The sequence below is a fragment of the Flavobacterium sp. CFBP9031 genome (assembly GCF_034044945.1).
Taxonomy (GTDB): Bacteria; Bacteroidota; Bacteroidia; order Flavobacteriales; family Flavobacteriaceae; genus Flavobacterium.
In genome coordinates, this window is sequence record NZ_JAXCWF010000013.1 from 167,774 (window position 1) to 187,858 (window position 20,085).

Below are 20,085 nucleotides of genomic sequence, written 5' to 3' on the forward strand. Positions count from 1 at the left end.
ATGAAAAATATATTCTCTTTTTTACTTTTAATCGGCGGTACACATTTCATCCAGGCTCAAAATAACAATAACAAAGTTAAAGACAGTATTGCAAAAGATTCTCTGGAAATGGAAACCCAACGAAATGAATTGCAGACTGTTGAAATTGTGGGGCGTTCGACTAAAAAATACAACAGCGACTATTCTTTTGCTGCCACTAAAACTGCGGCTTTAAACAAAGATATTCCGCAGTCCATTTCGACTATAACCAAAGAATTAATTGCCGACAAAGGCGCATTTTATCTCGCTGATGCAGTAAAAATGTCTAGCGGCGTAATTCCGGCAAGTTATTACAACCAATACACGATTCGTGGTATTAGTCAAAACGAAGAAGGACAAATAATCAATGGAATGCGAACGCGTCAGTATTATTTTCTGCAGCCTTTAACAAGCAATATTGAGCGTATTGAAGTTATTAAAGGCCCGTCTAGCGCTACATTTTCTTCTGTTGATCCAGGCGGAAGCATTAATATGGTTACCAAAAAGCCTTTGGCAGTGGACCGAAAAGAAGTTAGCATGAGCGTGGGCAGTTTTAGCACTTTGCGCGGAACGCTTGATTTTACTGGACCCTTAAACGTATCTAAAACACTTTTATATCGTGTAAACGGCGCTTATCAGCAGGCAAAATCATTTCGTGATTTAGTCAATAATAAATCGTTTTTAGTCTCGCCTTCTTTCAGTTATATCCCAAATGAAAAAACGGCAATTAATACCGAACTAATTCTGAGCGATATGACGGGAGTTTTGGATCGCGGACAGCCTATTTTTGGTGCTGTTGCCGGAAAAACAAGTCTGAACAAAACACCAATAAGTTTAAATCTTGGTGCGCCTGGTGATTTTTTCAAGTCGAAAGAAATGATTTTGATGACCAATTTTGCGCATAAATTCAATTCTAAAATTGGTTTTAATGCATCCTACATGAAGCAAACCTGGAAAGAAGATCTGCAGGAACACAGAACTACAAATGCTTTTGCTGTAGACATGAACAATCAGCCTGTTACCAATCTTGCCATGATGCAATTTGTACAGCGTCAGCAAAACTGGGATGTCGACAACTTAAGCGCTTATTTTAATTTCGATTTTAAAACAGGCAAACTAAATCATAAGCTACTAACAGGTTATGATTTAAGCAGCTGGAATAAAAACAAAGGTGGCGGACAAAACGCAGGTAGAGGCTATTTATTGAAAGATGGAACGGTTGCCAGTACTTTTGTTTTGGCAAATGCATCCAATTACCAAACTGTTACGATTGATGGCATTGTTTTGCCCAAACCCAATGTTGATTATTTTAATTTGAATAATCCGATTTACAGAATTACAAGTCCTGACGATTATACTTTGAATGTAAGAACGGCACTGCCATCGGCATTAACAACTACAAATGCTATTTACATCCAAGATCAGATTCAGTGGGAAAAGTTTACTTTTTTATTAGGTTTACGAAACGAATGGTTTGAAGACATTACGAACTATGAAACTAGCAACGAACTTACTGTTAAAAAAACAGCTTTACTGCCCAGAATCGGAATCACTTATGCTGTAAATAGTGCGATAAATGTGTATACGACTTATCTAGAAGGCTATCAGCCACAATCTAATACCGTGACGCTAATGCCTCAAACGGGTTCTTTGCCAGGCGGAAGTCTGTTTGATCCTCTAGAAAGCGATTTGAAAGAAATCGGGATAAAAACCACTTTTTTAAACAATAGCATGACTTTTAATGCTGCTGTTTACGAAATCAATCAGCGTAATATTTTAATGAACGCAAATGATCCGGCAAATCCGGATTTATTGGTAACGCGAGGTGCTGAAAGAAGCCGTGGTTTTGAATGTGATTTAGCAGGCTATATTACACCAGACTGGCAGATTAATGCTTCTTACAGTTACATCGATGCCGAAATAACTCAAGACAGCAATCCTGCTCTAATTGGTGCACGAAAGCAAAATACACCAAAAAATAGCGCCAATTTATGGACACGCTACAATTTTGCTGCTGATTCTGCTTTAAAAGATCTCGGAATTGGATTTGGAGTTCAATATCAAAGCAGTAAAGTGCCTTGGTTTACAAGAGATTTTACACTTCCTGATTTTACCATTTTTGATGCGGCTTTATTTTACAAACCCAACAAAAGCAATGTCCAAATTGCTCTAAATGCAGGCAATTTATTAAACAAAACCTATTGGCTTGGCGCACAGAATTACCTGCGTTTATTTCCTGGAAGTCCTAGAAATGCAAGCCTTACCGTAACTTATAAATTTTAATTCTATTGAGATGAAAAATATTTAAACACATAGAAACATAGATTTTGGTTTATTTTAAAAAAGGTGTTTCACTAGAATAAATCACATAGCTATGTGTTAGAAACTAGTTTCTTTCCATTACCTTCTTTTAGAAAAAAATCTATGTTTCTATGTGTTTAAACCATTCACTCAACAGATAAATTTTAATTAATATGAAATTATTACATACAGAACTCCTTATAGCCAGGCATTTTAAAAATTCTGTTTTTAAAAATCCGGCACTTTATATCATTACCTTTTTTATTGGCGCATTACTTTTATTCGCTGCTTTTTCGGGCTGGGACAATTACAAAAGCCAAAACGAAACCAGTGAAAAATATCAGCATGAATCTCGCGAAGACTGGTTGAAAAACCCAGACAAAAATCCGCATAGAATGGCGCATTACGGCAATTTTGCCTTTAGAAAAAGCACTTCTTTAAGCGTTTTTGAATTTGGAATGGAACCTTTTTTTGGAAATGCGATTTTCTTAGAAGCTCATAAACAAAATACGGCTAATTTCTCTGAGGCAGGATTTTCAAACAGCATGCTTCGATTTGGCGAGATCAGCATTGCTATGGTTTTGCAAGTTTTACTGCCTTTATTAATCTTTTTTATCGGATTTAATGCTGTTGCTTACGAAAGAGAAAACGGAACTCTAAAAATACTTTTAAGCCAAGGAATTAATTGGAAACAGCTTTTATGGGGCAAAATCTTGGGTGTTGCTAGCGTTGTTATGCTTCTTTTTATTCCAACCATTATCGTATTGGTTTTAATTTGGCTCATGCTTCAGAATTTTTCAATTTCGGCAGATGAGACGATCAAAATGCTGCTGTTTATTCTATTTCATTTTATTTATCTAATGTTCTTTTGTATTGTTGCCGTTTTGGTATCGGCGTCAAGCAAAACTTCAAAAAAAGCATTAGTTTCTTTAATTGGAATCTGGCTTATTTTAACGATTATCTTGCCAAGAACAACACAAGCTATTGGAGCTTATTTGTATGAAGCGCCATCAAAAATTCAGTTTACCAGCAATATCGAAAAAGATATTTTAAAACAAGGTGACAGCCACAATCCAAACGATTTGCACTATAAGGCAATAAAAGATTCTTTGTTACGAGTTTACAAAGTCGATTCGGTACAAAAACTTCCTTTTAATTATTCTGGGTTTATTATGACCGAAGGTGAGCGAATCAGCTCGAATATCTACAACAGACATTTAGAAGATTTATTGAAGGTATATGCCCAACAAAACAGCTTTTCTAAAGCCGTTTCTTTTCTGAATCCGTACATCGCCATGAAAAATTTATCGATGGGATTATCGAATACGGATTATGATTCTTACATCGATTTCCAGAAACAAGCGGAGAAATACCGTTACATAATGGCGCAGAAAATGAATGCGTTGCAAGTTAAATACATCAGCAATAAAAAACCTGGTCCAAATGATAAACCGCTAATAATTGGCAAAGAACACTGGACAGATCTTGAAGAATTTCATTATGAGCCTAAAAGCATTAGCGAAGTTTTAAAAACCGAAATCGTTTCTATTGTATCTATTCTTTTATGGGTAATTCTATTGTTTGTTTTGATCAGAATTGCTGCTAAAAATCTAAAAGCCATCTAATATGCTAGTACTCTTATTTAAAAATTTTATACGATCAAAAGGTACCAAAATTGGATTACTTTTTTTATTAATCATTGGTTTTATTAGCCTTTTAATTGGCCATCAATTTCAGGAAAAACAACAAAATAATATTACTGAAGCGGCCGTTTATCAAAAAGAACATATTGCCAGAAATGCCACTTTCCACAAAGATGAAATAGGGCTCCTGCTCTACTACATCAAGTTTTCATTGGTCAACAATACTTTGCCAATTAACAGTTTGGCCATTGGGCAGCGAGATGTTAATCCATCTATTCAAAATGTTACCATTCGTGGTTTAGAAGGTCAGAAATACGATTCGGAACTCAATAATCCGAGTAATTTATTGTCTGGAAATATCGATTTTAGTTTTGTTCTTTTGTACCTGTTTCCGCTTTTGATTATTGCTTTTTCTTATAACATTATTTCTGAAGAAAAAGAATCAGGAACTTGGAAGATTGTTGCCGTACAAAGTCCGAATACTTTTTTTTATATCCTGAAACTATTCTATGTTAGAATTTTAAGTTTAACGGCACTCTTAACTTTGATTCTTTTGGCAGCGGTTGTCTTTTTACAGATTCCGTTGGATCAATCCTTCTTTGTGTTTTACGGACTTTCTATTTTGTACATTTTATTTTGGTTTGCGGTTTGTTTTTTCATTGTATCACTGCAGAAAAATTCTAACTTCAATGCTGTAATTCTGTTAACCATCTGGCTGTTTCTCATAATCATTCTTCCAGCCGCAATCAATACTTATATTATCAACAAATATAAAGTTCCCGAAGCTTTAGAGTTAACCCTCACCCAACGAAATGCGTATCACGAAAAGTGGGATATGGATAAACAGGAAACGGTAGATAAATTCTACAAACATTATCCGCAGTTTAAAAAATATGCACTTCCTGATACAGAATTTAGTTGGCTTTGGTATTATGCGATGCAGCAAATGGGCGACGACGAATCGGCAATTCAGTCCAAAGAATTAGAATCGAAATTAGAGCAGCGAAACCATGCCAGCGAATTAATAGCGCTGTTTATTCCAACGCTTCATACACAGATTCAGTTAAACGAAATTGCAAAATCAGATTTACGCAATCAGCTTTTGTTTTTAAAAGAAACAACTAAATTCCACGAGAAACTACGTCTGCATTTTTATCCAAAAATATTTGACAATGCGCCTGTAAATCAACAAAAGTGGGAAGATTTTAAAGTAGAAACGTTTAAAGACAACTCTGAAACGAGTTTTATGAAAACGATTTTACCTTTATTGCTTTTCAATTTACTTTTGATTGGTTTTGGATGGAGGAATTTTAAACGTAAAGTTATTATTTAACTTCAAAATTATTTAACCGCAAAGCACGCAAAGGTTTACGCAAAGTCTGCAAAGTTTTTAGACAAAGCTTTGCGGACTTTGCGTTTTTATAAGAATCCTAAACAAAAAAACTTTGCGTGCTTTGCGGTTAAAAAAGCAATACTTTGCGGTTAAAAAGTAGTACTTTTAATGAAATTTCCATTTAATGAAAAAATTATTTATAGCCGGAGTTGTCTTTGTATTCATTTTATATGCTTTCAAAAAATTAGTTTATGATTCTTATCAATGGAAAAAAGCAATTAACAGCCCCGAGCATAAATTGCAATTGGGAAGTTTTATCTTTAGTAAACAAAGTGGCTCTAACGGGAGTCAAAGCATGGAACTCAAATACTTTATTTTTAAGGTAATTGAAATAAACGGCGATTATGTGAGACTTTCGGTTGTTAGGCAGTTATCGCAAAAAAACAAACTGCTCCAATCTGATTTCTCCACTACCAAAGAAGCTTACAAAGATTTAAAACAAAACATAGGTAATATAAAAATTACCGGAATACTAAAAGAGGATTTGTATAAAGCGGGTCCTTCTTATAGCTTGAATGATTTTTTATTAGAAAAATATCCTTCTTTACTGGACTCTAGATATTATTTTGAAGAAATCCCAGAAAACAAAAAAAATCGCCCAATACCAGTTGATTACAATGAATTACAGGAATATTTCAGTTTAGTTTATTCTAAAAACGAAATCATAAACAAGGGAAAACTGGTTCCATGGGTTTTAAATAACAATACTACACCTGAATTAGCTGATAGATTATCTAAAAATATAGATTTGATAGTTAATTAACCTCAAAATTTTTTAACCGCAAAGTTCGCAAAGGTTTACGCCAAGTTCGCAAAGTTTTTAGACAAAGCTTTGCGGACTTTGCGTTTTTATAAGAATCCTAAACAAAAAAACTTTGCGTGCTTTGCGGTTAAAAAAGCAATACTTTGCGTTTAAAAAAACAGCAATACTAAACCTATTCTGAATAATTTTTTCAGGAAAGTAGTTTATTTGAATTTTATTTAGAATTAATATAAATAAACTTTTATATTTGCCGCTTTCTGAGCAAAATTGAGTAGTTTTTAAAATTTACTTAATATTGCTTCACCCAAAGTAAATTTCGTTTAATGAATAATAATGCCAGTTTAGAACTAGATCTTTTCCATTCCTTTAAGGAAGGCGACGAAACTGCATTCAAGTTTTTTTACGATAAATACTTTAGGAGAATCCAATCTTTCAGCGTTCAATTTATTTACGATCAAGACGAAGCTGAAAATCTTGCTCAGGAATCCTTACTACACCTGTGGCAAAGTAGAGAAGACATAGAATCTATAAACGGGATTCAAGCTTTCTTATTTACTTATGCTAAATCAAAATGCTTGAATTTAATCCGTCATAATAAAGTGAAGGATAAATTCAAAAATGACCTCTTAAACCACAAAGAAAGAGAATTGGATATCGAAGTTTTAAATTCGATTCAGTTTGATACTTTAGAATTAACCGAATTAGAACGTATAATTCAGGAATCTATCAGCGATCTGCCTCCAAAAACCAGAGAAGTTTTTATCAAAAAACGCTTTGAGAATAAAAAAAATGCAGAAATCGCCGAAGAGCTAGGAGTTTCCTTAAAAGCTGTAGAAGCCCATATGACAAAGGCTTTGAAGATTTTAAAGACGAGATTATCTGATTATTTGTTCTTGATTTTTATGCTTATTTATAATAATTAAGAATAAAAGGTAGGGTATTTTAATTCTGAGGTGTACTTATAATGGCGAGAAGTTTTAAAAAGCATATATGACATCGGAAATACTAAATAAATACCTTTCTAATGAAGCTTCAGAACAAGAAGTTCAGGCACTTTTTGATTGGATTGAAGCATCAGAAGAAAATAAAACACAATTTATAAAGGCTAAGAAAATTTGGGCATTAACCACACTTTCTTCAGACTTATCTATTGAGACTGTTTCGGTAATCCAAATGCAGCCAAAAAACAAAATCAGAACGTATTTAAAGTATGCTGCGATTTTTTTATTGTTTTTGGGTTTAGGGACCACTATTTATTTGTTTAACAGTAAATCTGAAACTCCAAAAGAAATTGTTCTAGAATTAGGCGACGGCCGTCTGGAGTATTTCTCTGGAAAAACTCAGACCACTCTTTTAAATGACAAAGGCGATTTGGTTGCCAAAAAATTTCCGACGGAGATTATTTACTTTGGCAAAGTTCAGGATCACAAAGTGATTTATAATACGCTTTCTATTCCGTACGGAAAACGTTTCAAACTTAAACTTTCAGATGGTACTGTTGTGAGTTTAAATTCTGGAACCACTTTGCGCTATCCGGAGCAATTTGGCTTAAACGGAAACAGAAACGTGTACTTAACTGGCGAGGCATTTTTTGAAGTAGCCAAAGACAAAATGCATCCGTTTATTGTTCATGCTAATCAGGCAGACATTGAAGTTCTCGGTACCACATTTAATGTGAGCGCTTATCCCGAAAACCCTACAGTTAATAGTACATTAATTGAAGGAAGTATTCGAATGTCTGAAGCCCTTAATCCTTCTAATGTTATTTTGCTAGAGCCCAACCAAATGGCTACATGGCAAAATAATTCAAAAAAACTGGTCTTAAAAGAAGTAGATCCAACGTTTTATGCTGCCTGGACAAAAGGCGAACTTGCTTTTAAAGACACCCCATTTTCTACAATCGCTAAAATTATTCAGCGTACTTATGATGTTGAAATTATCAACGAAAATTCTGATTTGGCCAGACAGAATTTTACCGGTACGATTAAAATTAGCGAATCTAGTGTCGAGAACATTTTAGAACTGCTAAAACGTGACACGCCATTTAATTATTCTATTCAACAAAAAACCATTACAATCACCAATCCGCGATAAATAAAAAAACATGACATTTACGATACAACCCGTTTTAAGAAAAATTCTGTTTTTCTTAGCCATTCTCATATCTGGATTTAAAGGATTTTCTCAGAATAAACTCATAACATTACATGTAAAAAACAAACCTATAAGCCTAATTATCAAATCTATTGAAGAGCAAAGTGATTTTAGAATCATTTATAATGCAAAAAAAATAGATACCGATCAGTTAGCCGATATAGATGTTAATAATGCTTCTCTAGAAACGGTTTTAACGCAGTTATTAAAAGATAAAGACATTGCTTTTTACATTCAGAAAAAGCAGGTTTTATTGACTCCTTCGGTTCCTGAAACTTCAAATTCAGCAGTTCAGGAAACTTCAAGAATGATTAGCGGAACGGTCTATAGCGCAAAAGACAGACAACCGCTTCCTGGTGCTTCTATTCGCATAAAAGGAACTGGAATGGGTGCTATTACCGATTTTAACGGAAAGTTTGTCTATCAGCTAAAAGGAAACTCGATTTCAAATCTGGTTCTTGAAGCCGGTTTTTTAGGAATGGAAACCCAATCTCAAAAAGCAGACGACAAAAAAGTTTTTGTTTTTTATCTTCAAGAAGCTACAGACGAACTAAACCCTGTTGTGATTACTTCGTCTTATGGCACTACAAAGCTAAAAGAAGAAATTGTTGGAAGTATTTCGACTTTACAAGCCAAAGATATTGCCGTTGAACAAGCTTCTGAGAGTTTTGATAAAATGATCACGGGACAAATTGCCGGAGTTATGGTAGAAAATACTTCTGGTGTAGGTGGCCCTGTAAAAATTAATATTCGTGGCCAAGGCACATTATCTTCTTTAAGCGGGGCAATTACTGGAACTTCTTCGCAACCGCTTATTATTATTGATGGTGTTGTAATGAGTGAAGAATATGCCATTGACAGCAGTTTGTTTAACGGAAGCGGCGATTTTTCTGAAAACATCGCTAATCCTTTAATGAAAATTGCTCCAGAAAATATTGAAACCATTTCGGTTTTAAAAGATGCCGCAGCTGTAGGTATTTATGGTGCCGATGGTGCAAATGGAGTAATTTTAATTACAACTAAAAAGGGTAAAAAAGGTAAAACGCAATTTGGTTTTTCAAACCAGTTAGGAGTTTCTTCTGCCATTAATCAAATTAAATATTTAAACGGAGAACAATACACAGAACTTCGAAATGAGTTCATGAAAAACACCACAACTGGCTATGTTCCTGTTGCTTATAATGGAGTAAATACAGATTGGTTTAACATTCTAAACCGAGCTGGAATTTATAACAAATACAATTTCAATGTTTCGGGTTCTACTTCTAAATTTTCGTACCGAACTAACGTTAGTTACACCAAAATTGACGAACCACAGGTTGGAAATGAGTCTAAGCAATTAAATGCGGGAATTAATTTAGGCTATAGTTCTGGCAAATGGGATATCAATTTAATGCTGAATCCGAGTTTTGTACAAAAAGATGCGCCTAACATTTTTTATAGTTTTGCCTACCTTCCTACTCTTCCTGTTTATAACGCAGACGGATCGTATGCTAATTTAGGTTTGAGCGGTGCTACGAGAGGAAATCCGTTGGCAGCAATTGAACAGAACAAAAATGAAGCACAGACTTTTGGTCTTTTAGGAAGTATCAATTTATCTTATAAACTCAATAAAAATATTCGTTTTTCTACTCTTTTTGGTATGGATTATACCGATAAAGAACAAGATCGTTATTTTTCTGCAGCAAATGAAAGCGGCCAGTTTAACGGAACTTTTATTTTGGACGGAACTACTTATGCCGCTTGGGGTCGTCGTCTTTTAAACGAAAGAAATTCGAACAAATGGAACTGGCAAGGCCAAGCTTTGTTCAATAAACAACTGAATGAAAACAATGAAATTGATGGTGTTGTTGGTTTTGAATTGGCTGAAGACAAAACAAATTTCAACTACCAATCTGGTGTTGGATTTTTAGAGCCAAACCGTATTAATGCTGTTACAGATGCGATAAGAGATGATAATCCAAACACACCTCAAGATGAATCTAAAGATGGTCAGACTTACAAAAATGAAATCAGTTACAATTCGAGAGTTTCTTTATTCTCGCAGGTAAATTACAACTATAAAAAACGCTATTTCTTGTTGGCAAATTACCGTCGTGATCAGAGTTCTGTTTTTGGAGACGATACCGATGTGGCTCATAATGGAGGTTTGGGTGCTGGTTGGATTATTAGCAATGAAAACTTTTTAAGCTCTAATTCTTGGATTGATTTCTTGAAATTAAAAGCGAGTTATGGTACAACAGGAAATTCTAAAATTGGTTCGTACCGATCAAAAGGTTTGTATAATATCAGCCAAAACGGATACAATGGTTCTATTGGAGCAACTACAGGTTCTGCTCCAAATGGAAGGTTAAGCTGGGAAAAAAACACAAAATTCAATGCAGGATTTGATTTTAATATTTTCAAAAGAATCGAATTGACATTAGAATACTATTATGACAACAAAAGCAATTTAATTACTGCTCGCGATATCCCGACAGAAAATGGTTATAGTTCAGTACAATTAAATGCTGCCAGTATGTACAATAAAGGTTTTGAGCTTACTACAAGAATTAAATGGATAAAAAGCGATGCTTTTAAATGGACAACAGCATTCAATATTTCTACAATAGACAGCAAAGTAACCGACTTAAAAGGCCTAGGAAGCGATTATTCTGAAGCAAATATTGCATTGGCGCAAAAAATTGGTTACAGCACTACAACATTATGGGGAATAAAATGGGTTGGTGTAGATCCTGCAACAGGAAGAGATCTTGTTCAAAAAAATGGTCAAGTTTACGATGCAAAAACCTATAATGAACTCCATACTGTTGCAGATTGGGAGCCAATTGGAGACAAGCAAGCAGATGCTTACGGTGGTTTTTACAACACTTTTACTTTCTACAACAACCTTACGCTGTCTGTTAGAGGAGATTATCAAATTGGTGGTGACTTATTGGCGTCAAGCGTGCTAATAGATCAATACAATGTAACAACAAACCGAAATCTTTCTGTAAATGCATACGATTATTGGAGAAATCCAGGCGACAACGTTTCTCAGTCAGCTGTAACACTTTCGCCAATTCTAAACAACTTAAGCAAGCATATTTATGATGCTACTTATATCAGAATCAGTAATGTTAATTTAAGTTATAATGTGCCGCTGAAAAACACTTTTCTGGATGCTCTTTCTGTTTTTGCCGATGCTACAAATGTGGCGTATTGGTACAAAGAAAAAAGTCCGAAAGGAATGAACGGAGTTCGAGAGTATAGTTATATCTATCCGCAGGCAAGAACAATTTCGCTTGGAGTAAATGCTAAATTTTAAGAAAATGAAATATTCAAAATACTTATCTATATTTTTTCTAATGCTTTCATTACAAAGCTGTAGTGACTTTTTAGAACAAGAACCTGGAACACAAACTTCTATAGACGAACTTTTACAGAACAAAACAGGAGTTTTACAGGCGCTTACAGGACTTTACACCGAAGTAGAAGCCAATGTAAGACCTGATCGCTACGCTGCTTATGCTGATTTGCAGGGCGGTAATATAAAATTTGCACCAGTTGCAACGGGAGGCTCTAGAGGTCAAATTTCTCCAGCAATAAATCTGCAGCAAGTTTATTCTTTTGAAGATGTAGCGCTAACCAGTAATTTCAAATCATTTTATGATAGCAGTTATGATATAATCAATCAGGCAAATTTAATTTTAGAATTTACTCCTGCCCTAACCGACGCCACTGAGGCAGAGAAAAACCAAATAAAAGCAGAAGCTTTGGCAATAAGAGCCTACGCGCATTTTCTTTTATCTCTTGTTTACAGCCAAGATTATAAATATACTCCAGATGCATCGCATTTAGGAATTATCTACAGCACAGAATCTATCAAATCTGGCATACAATATCCTGCCAGAAAAACGGCTGCCGAGACGTATACTTTAATTATAAATGATTTACAAACGGCTATCGATAGTTATTCAGACGCTTCACTCCTTTCTGGTCCTGCTTATTCTTTCTTTAACAGAAAAAATACAAAAGCATTATTGGCAAGAGTTTATCTTCAAAAAGGAGATTGGGCCAATGCTTACGACATGGCAAATGATGTAATTGCCAATTCTGGCGTTGTACTAACCAGCAAAGAAACTTTAATTGCAGAATGGGAAAAACCAGATCTTCCGATATCTGAAATTTTGTTGGAGTTTTCTATTCCAAAAGACACGGAAGGAAATGTTTCTTCCTCAATGACTCAGACTTTTGGCTATACTACAGATACAAATTTTGAAAAATATACTGCTTCAAATGATTTAGTTGATCTTTACGAAAGCACAGATTTAAGAAAACAATTGTTCTTAACAAAATCGCTTTTTACAATAGTAAGCGGCGTTCAGACCAATCTTAATTACAATTTTACCAAAAAATTCCAGAACAATGCGGGTTATGTAGCTTCTAGGCTTAGCGAAATGTATTTGATTCGTGCCGAAGCAGCGCTAGAAACCAACAGAGCCGATTTGGCAATGGCAGATATTAACATCATTCGTGGCCGCGCCAATGCAACTCTATTGACCAGTACAAACAATCTTAAAGAAAATATCTTTTTAGAACGAAGAAAAGAATTATGCTTTGAAGGTTTCCTATTTTTTGATATTGCCAGAATGCATAAAGATGTTTCCAGAAATGATGGCTGTATTGCTACGGTTTGCAGTCTTACTTATCCGTCTTTAAAATACGTACTGCCAATACCAACATTCAACACTAATCTTAACCCAAACTTGCAGCAAAATGACTCGTATTAAGATATTCAGTATATTATTTACAGCACTATTATATATTTCATGTTCTAAAGATGATTACAAATTAGGCTCAGACATTGATCCTTTTTTACGATTTAATTTTTTAGTAAAAAGTGACAACACACCTCTAGAATACCCAACCGTAAACGGGAATTTAGTTCCGCAGTCTACTTATGAAAACAAATCTGTAAAAACCTTAAAAGTTCCTGTGGCTCTAACAACACGCGAATTGAAAGGAACTGTTACGGCCAATTTTAGTGCCGAAACAAACGGTGCAAGCGACAGTTTTAGTGTAAATCCTGTCAATCAGCTTTCTTTTCAAGGCAGCAAATTAACAGATACTATTTATGTCTCGTTTGATAAAAGATGGACTCAAAGCCAGAATATTACATTAAAATTAGAAACGGTTTCTGATCCTGATATTCATATTGGAAACCTGAATACAGAATATCCAAACACTACTTTCAAAATTGATTTAGGAACTATTGCAACCAATTACACCTTTCCGGTAACGCAATACAATATAAAAGGAGAAGTAGGCGAAAAAATCGATTTTATAGTCAATTATCCGAATGGGTTTTTCCCTGAGGAAATTGAAAATGCATCTATTTTTAAATTCCAAAATGGATTCGAATATTCCCTAACTCATGATGATTATGGCAATAATAGAACTTCCGTAACCTATCATTTAACTCTTTTAGAAGATCTTCAAAATGATGATGTTCGCTACGAGTCTAAATTAACGCTTGTAAATATTCCGAATTATACTGCAACAGGAAACATCAACTTGACCATTGTAAAACCAATAAAAACGCCAAGAGATGTTAATACCTATCCCGCTTCTAAATTTACAGATCCGACCAATGCGTTTTATCTAACATACGGCGAACATTGGTTTAACAACAATGGAAACTGTTCATGGATGACTTTCAACGCTTTAACTTTTCCAGTTATCGTGACAAAAGACGATCCAAATGCAATTTTATACAGCGATAAAGGAACTACAAATCCTAATGATGATATTTATCACGATGCTTTCAAAATTGGATTTAACGTCTCAAGCGGAACCAATACTGTGAATTCTTTTGGTTTAAAAAGATGGTTTTCTAACGAAAGTAACTCTGCTGCTATTTCGCCAGGATTTAATATTACTTCGGCTTTGGAATTTTTCCCAGCCAACGGAAACAGCAAAACGGAAGGAACTGTTCTCGTAATTCCGCAAGATATTACAATTGGATCTAGCGCAACAAATACACATAGTATTGCCATTTCAGGAGAAGGAACGTACAAAGAAATCAGCAATGGTTTATATGAAATTTCATTTGAATTAAAACTGACAAATGACAAACTGTTTGGAGGAACAGTTTCGACACAATACAGAATGTACAATAACAGGACGTATCCGAAACCTGCGGCTTTGAGTATTCCTTGTCCTAAAGAAGTTTCTCTTTAGTGGTCAGTTTTTTTTAGTGTTCAGTTTTTAGTCGCAGTCGCAGTTAACAGTCTGAAATGTCCAAGCTTTGTCAAAGTTTAAAACTTTGACAAAGTTTATGGAAGCTAAGACAACCTGAGACTGAGACTGAGACTGAGACTGAGACTGAGACTTGAGACCGAGACTGAAAACCTGAAACCTGAAACTTTAAACCTGAAACAAAAAAAAACAACAAAATTGAAAAAACTAATCTTCCCTCTCCTATTCCTGCTTGGACTATCGGCTTATAAAACAGCTGAAGGTCCTGATTATACAGATATTCAGGAATTACGAAAATTGTATTCTAGCGGAGATTCTTCAAAATGGCCTGCTGCAGAATTACATGAAAACGTAGATAAATCTAAATTTCAGGATATTGGCGTTTTGCCATCCGTTCCTTATCCTGCTTACAATCCGTATTCTAAGGAAAAAGAAAGTTTGGGAAAGATTTTATTTTTTGATCCGAGATTATCACGAAGCGGACAAATTGCGTGTGCTTCTTGCCACAATCCAGAATTGGGCTGGACAGACAATCTAACGCGCTCTTTTGGCCATGATCGCCAAACTGGAAAACGCAATTCTATGACGATTTTAAACTCGGCATACGCAACCTCTCTATTTTGGGACGGACGAGCTTCTAGCTTAGAAGATCAAGCGCAATTTCCTGTTTCTGATCCTTTAGAAATGAATGAAAAACTGACGATTGCCGTTGATAAAATAGCCAAGATAAAAGGTTATAATTCTTTATTTATGGCTGCTTTTGGAGATAAAAAAGTGACTTTAGAGAGAATTCAATATGCGATTGCCACTTTTGAAAGATCTATCAATAGTCCGAAAAGTAAATTTGACCAGTTTGTAAGCGGAAAATCAGACATTTATAACGATCAGCAGGTAAAAGGAATGCATTTGTTTAGAACCAAAGCACAATGCATCAATTGCCATAATACCCCTTATTTCAGCGATAATGAGTTTCATAATGATGGCCAAACTTTATTTGGCACAAAAAATGAAGATTTCGGACGCTATAATGTGACGAAAGATGTAAAAGATATCGGCAAATTTAGAACGCCAACGCTCCGTGAAGTCGTAAACACAAAACCTTGGATGCATCACGGACATTTTCCAACTTTATTGGATGTTGTAGAATTGTACAATTTAGGAAATCCTTCGCCTGTTCAAAAAAAATATCTAGGAACAGCCCGAGATTCTCTCATTCCAAAATCAGATCCAATGCTTAGAAAATTGAATTTAAGCAAAGAAGAAATGGGTGATTTACTGGCTTTTATTGAAACTTTAAGCACGCCAACCAGAAGAATAATGATTCCCGAAATGCCAAAATAAGTTAGTTAATTGATTTGTATTTTGCCCCAACTATTTACAAATCTGTTAAGCCCATTTCATAAGAGAAATGGGCTTTTTATTTTGATTCATAAATATAAAAAACTTCTTTTTAATTCATTATTTTCAAAAAATTGCAATATAAATTTCCATACATTTAACGAGAAAAATTTTAGAATAGTCCCATTTAAAAACTTAATCCAAACAACATTATGAGCTCTCTCAAAATCTGGAAAGAAAAACCAACTGAACAAGAAGTTCAGAATTTAGTAGAAGAATTTTTCGCTTATTTAAAGAAAGGCGAATTAGATAATGCCAAAAATATTGTAGATCACGTTTATGATGATTGGGAAGAATCTATACACGTAATTTGGCGTGATCATTACTTGATTCACGAAATTGCAGAAGACGAATCTTTTGAAGGAAGAGAATGGTTTAATAACCTAGAATGGCTAAATAACCTCGGAATTCTAGATGATTTTATTTGGGCTGAAGAAAACGATAAATCAAGATATTTTGATGTAAGCGTAACTTATATGGATGAGCCCTCTGGATTTGCAGCTCAATTTTATCTGGTAAAAAATGACAATCACTATTTTGTACAAAGAGGATTAATAGACATGGCTTAATCTCAGTTTAGAAATAATAAAGTCCGTAATTATTGATTTGTTACGGACTTTTTTTTATTATTATTTAAAATTAAAATAGTAAATTACTATAATTCCATTGATGCATAAAATAACGCCACATGCTCAATAACATTGGCATTTTTTAAATTTGTTTATCATCAAAAAGAAGCTTTTTCTTTTATAAAAAATTATTGTCATGAGAATAGATCAAATACAAATCAAAACAAACGATATTCAAAAAACGAAAGCATTTTACCAGAACCTTTTTGGACTTTCTATTCTGGAAAATGACCAAAAATCGATCACATTTCAAGCTGGAACTTCTATTTTAAAATTTGTAGAAGATCCAGATTTTAATTCTATTTATCACTATGCTTTTAACATTCCTGAAAATCAGCTTGAAGAAGCCATTCAATGGTGCAACGATAAAGTGGATTTAATTGTTTTGGAAGATAAAAGTGTCGTTACTAACTTCGAAAATTGGAATGCGCATTCTATTTATTTCTTTGATCACAACGGAAATCTACTCGAATTCATTGCTAGACATGATCTTAATAATGAACAAGTTGGTGAATTCAACTCTGCTTCTATTTTAAACATAAGCGAAATCGGGATTGTTACGGAAAGTCCATTACAATTAGGAAATCAATTAATTGAAGAACACGGATTGCATTTCTTTTCTCAAAATACAAATACCGATAAATTTGCTGCAATTGGCGATCATGACGGTTTATTAATTCTAGTTCAACCGACTAGAAATTGGTATCCAACTCAGATTCCTTCTGAAAGTAATCCGGTAAAAATAACTTTAGAGAATAATGAAAACATAATTGAATTGAAGTTTTAATAATCTAGCAATTCTAAATTCTGTATTTTTATGCAACTTTAAAATGAATCAAAATGCCATTTGTTAGAATAAGTCTTCCAAAAAAACTTTCGCTTGAAACAAAAAATACTATTTCTGAAGCTATTCATCAATCTTTAATTGAAGAATTTAATATTCCTGTAGATGATTATTTTCATGTAATTGAAGAACTAGAAACACATCAGATAAAATATCCTAAAAGTTATTTAGGAATTTCACATTGTGAAGAAATAGTTTATGTACAAATAACCGCGGGACAAGGAAGAACTTTAGAACAAAAGAAAAAACTATATCACCAAATTGCTTCGAAAATTTCGGTTTCAACTGAAATACTAATCAACAACATAATTATTATTTTACTGGAAAATAATGGTCATGAAAACTGGTCTTTTGGCAATGGGGAAATTCAAGAGCAAAAACATTTAAAGAAATAAGCAAAAAGCCCAATTCGTATGAATTGGGCTTTTATTATTTTAGAACTTCATTCTCTGAATTCTTACTGCATTCAATATCGCTAATAACGCCACGCCAACATCGGCAAAAACAGCTTCCCACATGGTGGCAAGTCCTCCCGCGCCAAGAATTAATACAAAAGCCTTAACCACAAAAGCAAGCGTAATATTCTGCCAGACAATCTTTTTAGTCTGTTTCCCTATATTGATTGCCATTGCAATTTTACTTGGTTTATCGTCCTGAATTACGACATCGGCAGTTTCTATGGCAGCATCGCTTCCTAACCCTCCCATTGCAATCCCGACCGTGCTTAAAGCAATTACAGGCGCATCGTTTACTCCATCGCCCACAAAAGCAATCGTTTCGTTTTGGGCCTTAATTTCGTTAACCTTATTCACTTTGTCTTCTGGAAGCAAATCACCAAAAGCTTTCGTAATTCCAAGCTTATCTGCTACGAATTGAACGACATTCGATTTATCTCCGCTCAACATAGTCAGCTTTACGCCTAAAGATTTTAGTTTTGAAACCGTTTCTTTCGCATCTTCTTTAATTTCATCTGCAATAGTCAGATAACCTGCAAATTTACTTTCATAAGCAATTGCAATTGTGGTATAAACTATTGAAGACGGATCAATATCATAAGAAATGGAATATTTATCCAAAAGCTTAAAATTCCCTACAAGCAATTCTTTTCCGTTGTAAGTTGCTTTTAATCCGTGGCCTGAAATTTCTTCGATTTCTTTTAATTCTACCGAAGAATCAACTGGTCCCACATGATTATGAATGGCTGTTGCTACAGGATGTGTACTTCTGTTTTCTAAAGCATTAACGAGTTTTAAAATTTCGTCTTTATCCAATTCGGATTTTATAATAACTTCTTGCACTTTAAAAACACCTTCGGTCATCGTTCCCGTTTTGTCAACTACGACATGCTGAATTGTGGAAATACTATCAAGAAAATTACTGCCTTTAAACAAGATTCCGTTTTTACTTGCAGCACCGATTCCGCCAAAATAACCCAACGGAATACTGATAACCAAAGCGCAAGGGCACGAAATAACTAAGAAAACCAAAGCTCTATACAGCCAATCACTAAAGATATAATGGTCTACAAAAAGCATTGGCAAAAGACAAATCGCAATGGCCAGATATACTACAATTGGTGTATATATTTTGGCAAACTTCCTGATGAACAATTCGGCAGGTGCTTTTTTGGTTGTGGCATTTTGTACCAACTCTAGAATTTTAGACAATTTACTGTCATTGTAAGCTGTTGTTACTTTTACTTCGACAATAGTGCTTCCGTTTAACATTCCAGCCAAAACGGTATCGCCTTTCTTTTTAGTGTCTGGTTTACTTTCTCCCGTCAAAGCGGCTGTATTAAACGAAGCGGAATCGGATAACAACACGCCATCCAAACCTAATTTTTCGCCCGCTTTAAGCTGAATAATCGCTCCAATCTGAACGTCTTTGGCTTTGACTTTTACTGCAACATTGTTTTCTAAAATATGCACCTCATCTGGACGTTGATCGAGCAGACTTTTAATACTCGATTTTGCTCTACTAACCGCCATTCCTTGAAAGGTTTCTCCAATAGTGTAAAATAGCATAACAGCAACACCTTCTGGATATTCTCCAATGGCAAAAGCTCCGATTGTCGCGATACACATCAGAAAAAACTCTGAGAAAACATCTCCTTTTACAATGCTTTCGTAAGCTTCTTTCAAAACCGGAAGTCCGACTGGAAGATACGCAATTGCATACCAGACAATTCTAACATATCCTGTAAACCATTCTTGCGGAAAATAGTTATCAAAACCAATTCCGATTAGCAGTAAAATAAAAGATATAATTGATGGCAGAAACAACTGAAAAAGACTTCCGTTTGCATTGTGTTCATGATCATGTCCTTCGTGATTGTGCCCATCATTATCAGTCTGCACAGGCTCGTCATGTGAACAGCAGCAAGAAGGTTTGACTTTATTTTTTTTATTTTTTACTTCTTTATCTTGATGTATCATTTTTTGAGTTTCAAGTTTCAGGTTTAAAGTTTCACGTTTAAAGTTTCACGTTTTTAATGCCTGAAGTTATTGTTTAAATAATGTCCTAAAATTAAGCATTTTGTGGTAAAGTTTGTTGCCACGAAGACGCTAAGGCACAAAGTTTTTTTTTCTCACTTTATGTCATTTCTGTAAAGGTTAGATATTTCGGTAACAAAATTTACCTTTAATAAATTTTGTTGCGATGAGAAATAACAGTCATGATTCAACACTAGAAAGAAACTATTT

General features: G+C 34.5%; 14 protein-coding genes. 13 read left to right on the forward strand and 1 reads right to left on the reverse strand.

What is annotated here, in order from left to right; all coding sequences use genetic code 11:
• From SOM12_RS20190 to SOM12_RS20250, 13 genes are all read left to right on the forward strand, one after another.
• Positions 1–2,301 (forward strand): TonB-dependent siderophore receptor, encoded by a 2,301-nt coding sequence (locus SOM12_RS20190; protein ID WP_320495127.1) that lies wholly within the window; start codon positions 1–3, stop codon positions 2,299–2,301.
• A 191-nt stretch (positions 2,302–2,492) separates the two neighbouring features.
• On the forward strand, positions 2,493–3,944 hold the full coding sequence (locus tag SOM12_RS20195; protein ID WP_320495128.1) for a DUF3526 domain-containing protein: 1,452 nt from the start codon (positions 2,493–2,495) through the stop codon (positions 3,942–3,944).
• A gap of 1 nt (position 3,945) precedes the next feature.
• On the forward strand, positions 3,946–5,295 hold the full coding sequence (locus SOM12_RS20200; protein ID WP_320495130.1) for a DUF3526 domain-containing protein: 1,350 nt from the start codon (positions 3,946–3,948) through the stop codon (positions 5,293–5,295).
• Positions 5,296–5,479: 184 nt separating this feature from the next.
• A complete protein-coding gene (locus SOM12_RS20205) occupies positions 5,480–6,118 on the forward strand; it encodes a hypothetical protein (RefSeq protein WP_320495131.1) in 639 nt (212 codons plus the stop codon).
• 323 nt (positions 6,119–6,441) lie between these two features.
• Positions 6,442–7,041 carry an RNA polymerase sigma-70 factor gene (locus tag SOM12_RS20210; RefSeq protein ID WP_320495133.1) on the forward strand — a complete coding sequence of 200 codons (600 nt, stop codon included), beginning with the start codon at positions 6,442–6,444 and terminating at the stop codon, positions 7,039–7,041.
• A gap of 67 nt (positions 7,042–7,108) precedes the next feature.
• Positions 7,109–8,212, forward strand: coding sequence for a FecR family protein (locus tag SOM12_RS20215; RefSeq protein WP_095927582.1), 1,104 nt, complete (start codon positions 7,109–7,111; stop codon positions 8,210–8,212).
• Positions 8,213–8,222: 10 nt separating this feature from the next.
• Entirely contained in the window at positions 8,223–11,579 is a 3,357-nt protein-coding gene (locus SOM12_RS20220) for a SusC/RagA family TonB-linked outer membrane protein (RefSeq protein ID WP_320495135.1), read from the forward strand.
• A gap of 4 nt (positions 11,580–11,583) precedes the next feature.
• Positions 11,584–13,044 (forward strand): RagB/SusD family nutrient uptake outer membrane protein, encoded by a 1,461-nt coding sequence (locus tag SOM12_RS20225; RefSeq protein WP_320495137.1) that lies wholly within the window; start codon positions 11,584–11,586, stop codon positions 13,042–13,044.
• Entirely contained in the window at positions 13,031–14,494 is a 1,464-nt protein-coding gene (locus SOM12_RS20230; protein ID WP_320495139.1) for a hypothetical protein, read from the forward strand. The genes SOM12_RS20225 and SOM12_RS20230 overlap by 14 nt, the downstream gene beginning before the upstream one ends.
• A gap of 216 nt (positions 14,495–14,710) precedes the next feature.
• A complete protein-coding gene (locus SOM12_RS20235; RefSeq protein ID WP_320495140.1) occupies positions 14,711–15,853 on the forward strand; it encodes a cytochrome-c peroxidase in 1,143 nt (380 codons plus the stop codon).
• Positions 15,854–16,062: 209 nt separating this feature from the next.
• Positions 16,063–16,479: a hypothetical protein gene (locus tag SOM12_RS20240; RefSeq protein ID WP_095927587.1), complete on the forward strand. Its 417-nt coding sequence runs from the start codon at positions 16,063–16,065 to the stop codon at positions 16,477–16,479.
• Between the two features lie 196 nt (positions 16,480–16,675).
• Positions 16,676–17,326 (forward strand): VOC family protein, encoded by a 651-nt coding sequence (locus SOM12_RS20245; protein WP_320495142.1) that lies wholly within the window; start codon positions 16,676–16,678, stop codon positions 17,324–17,326.
• 53 nt (positions 17,327–17,379) lie between these two features.
• The gene (locus SOM12_RS20250) at positions 17,380–17,778 is read left to right on the forward strand and encodes a tautomerase family protein (RefSeq protein ID WP_095927589.1); all 399 of its coding nucleotides are present in this window, start codon (positions 17,380–17,382) and stop codon (positions 17,776–17,778) included.
• 39 nt (positions 17,779–17,817) lie between these two features.
• Here the strand turns inward: SOM12_RS20250 and SOM12_RS20255 are convergent, their stop codons facing one another.
• Positions 17,818–19,818 (reverse strand): heavy metal translocating P-type ATPase, encoded by a 2,001-nt coding sequence (locus SOM12_RS20255; protein WP_320495143.1) that lies wholly within the window; start codon positions 19,816–19,818, stop codon positions 17,818–17,820.
• Between the last annotated feature and the right edge of the window lie 267 nt (positions 19,819–20,085).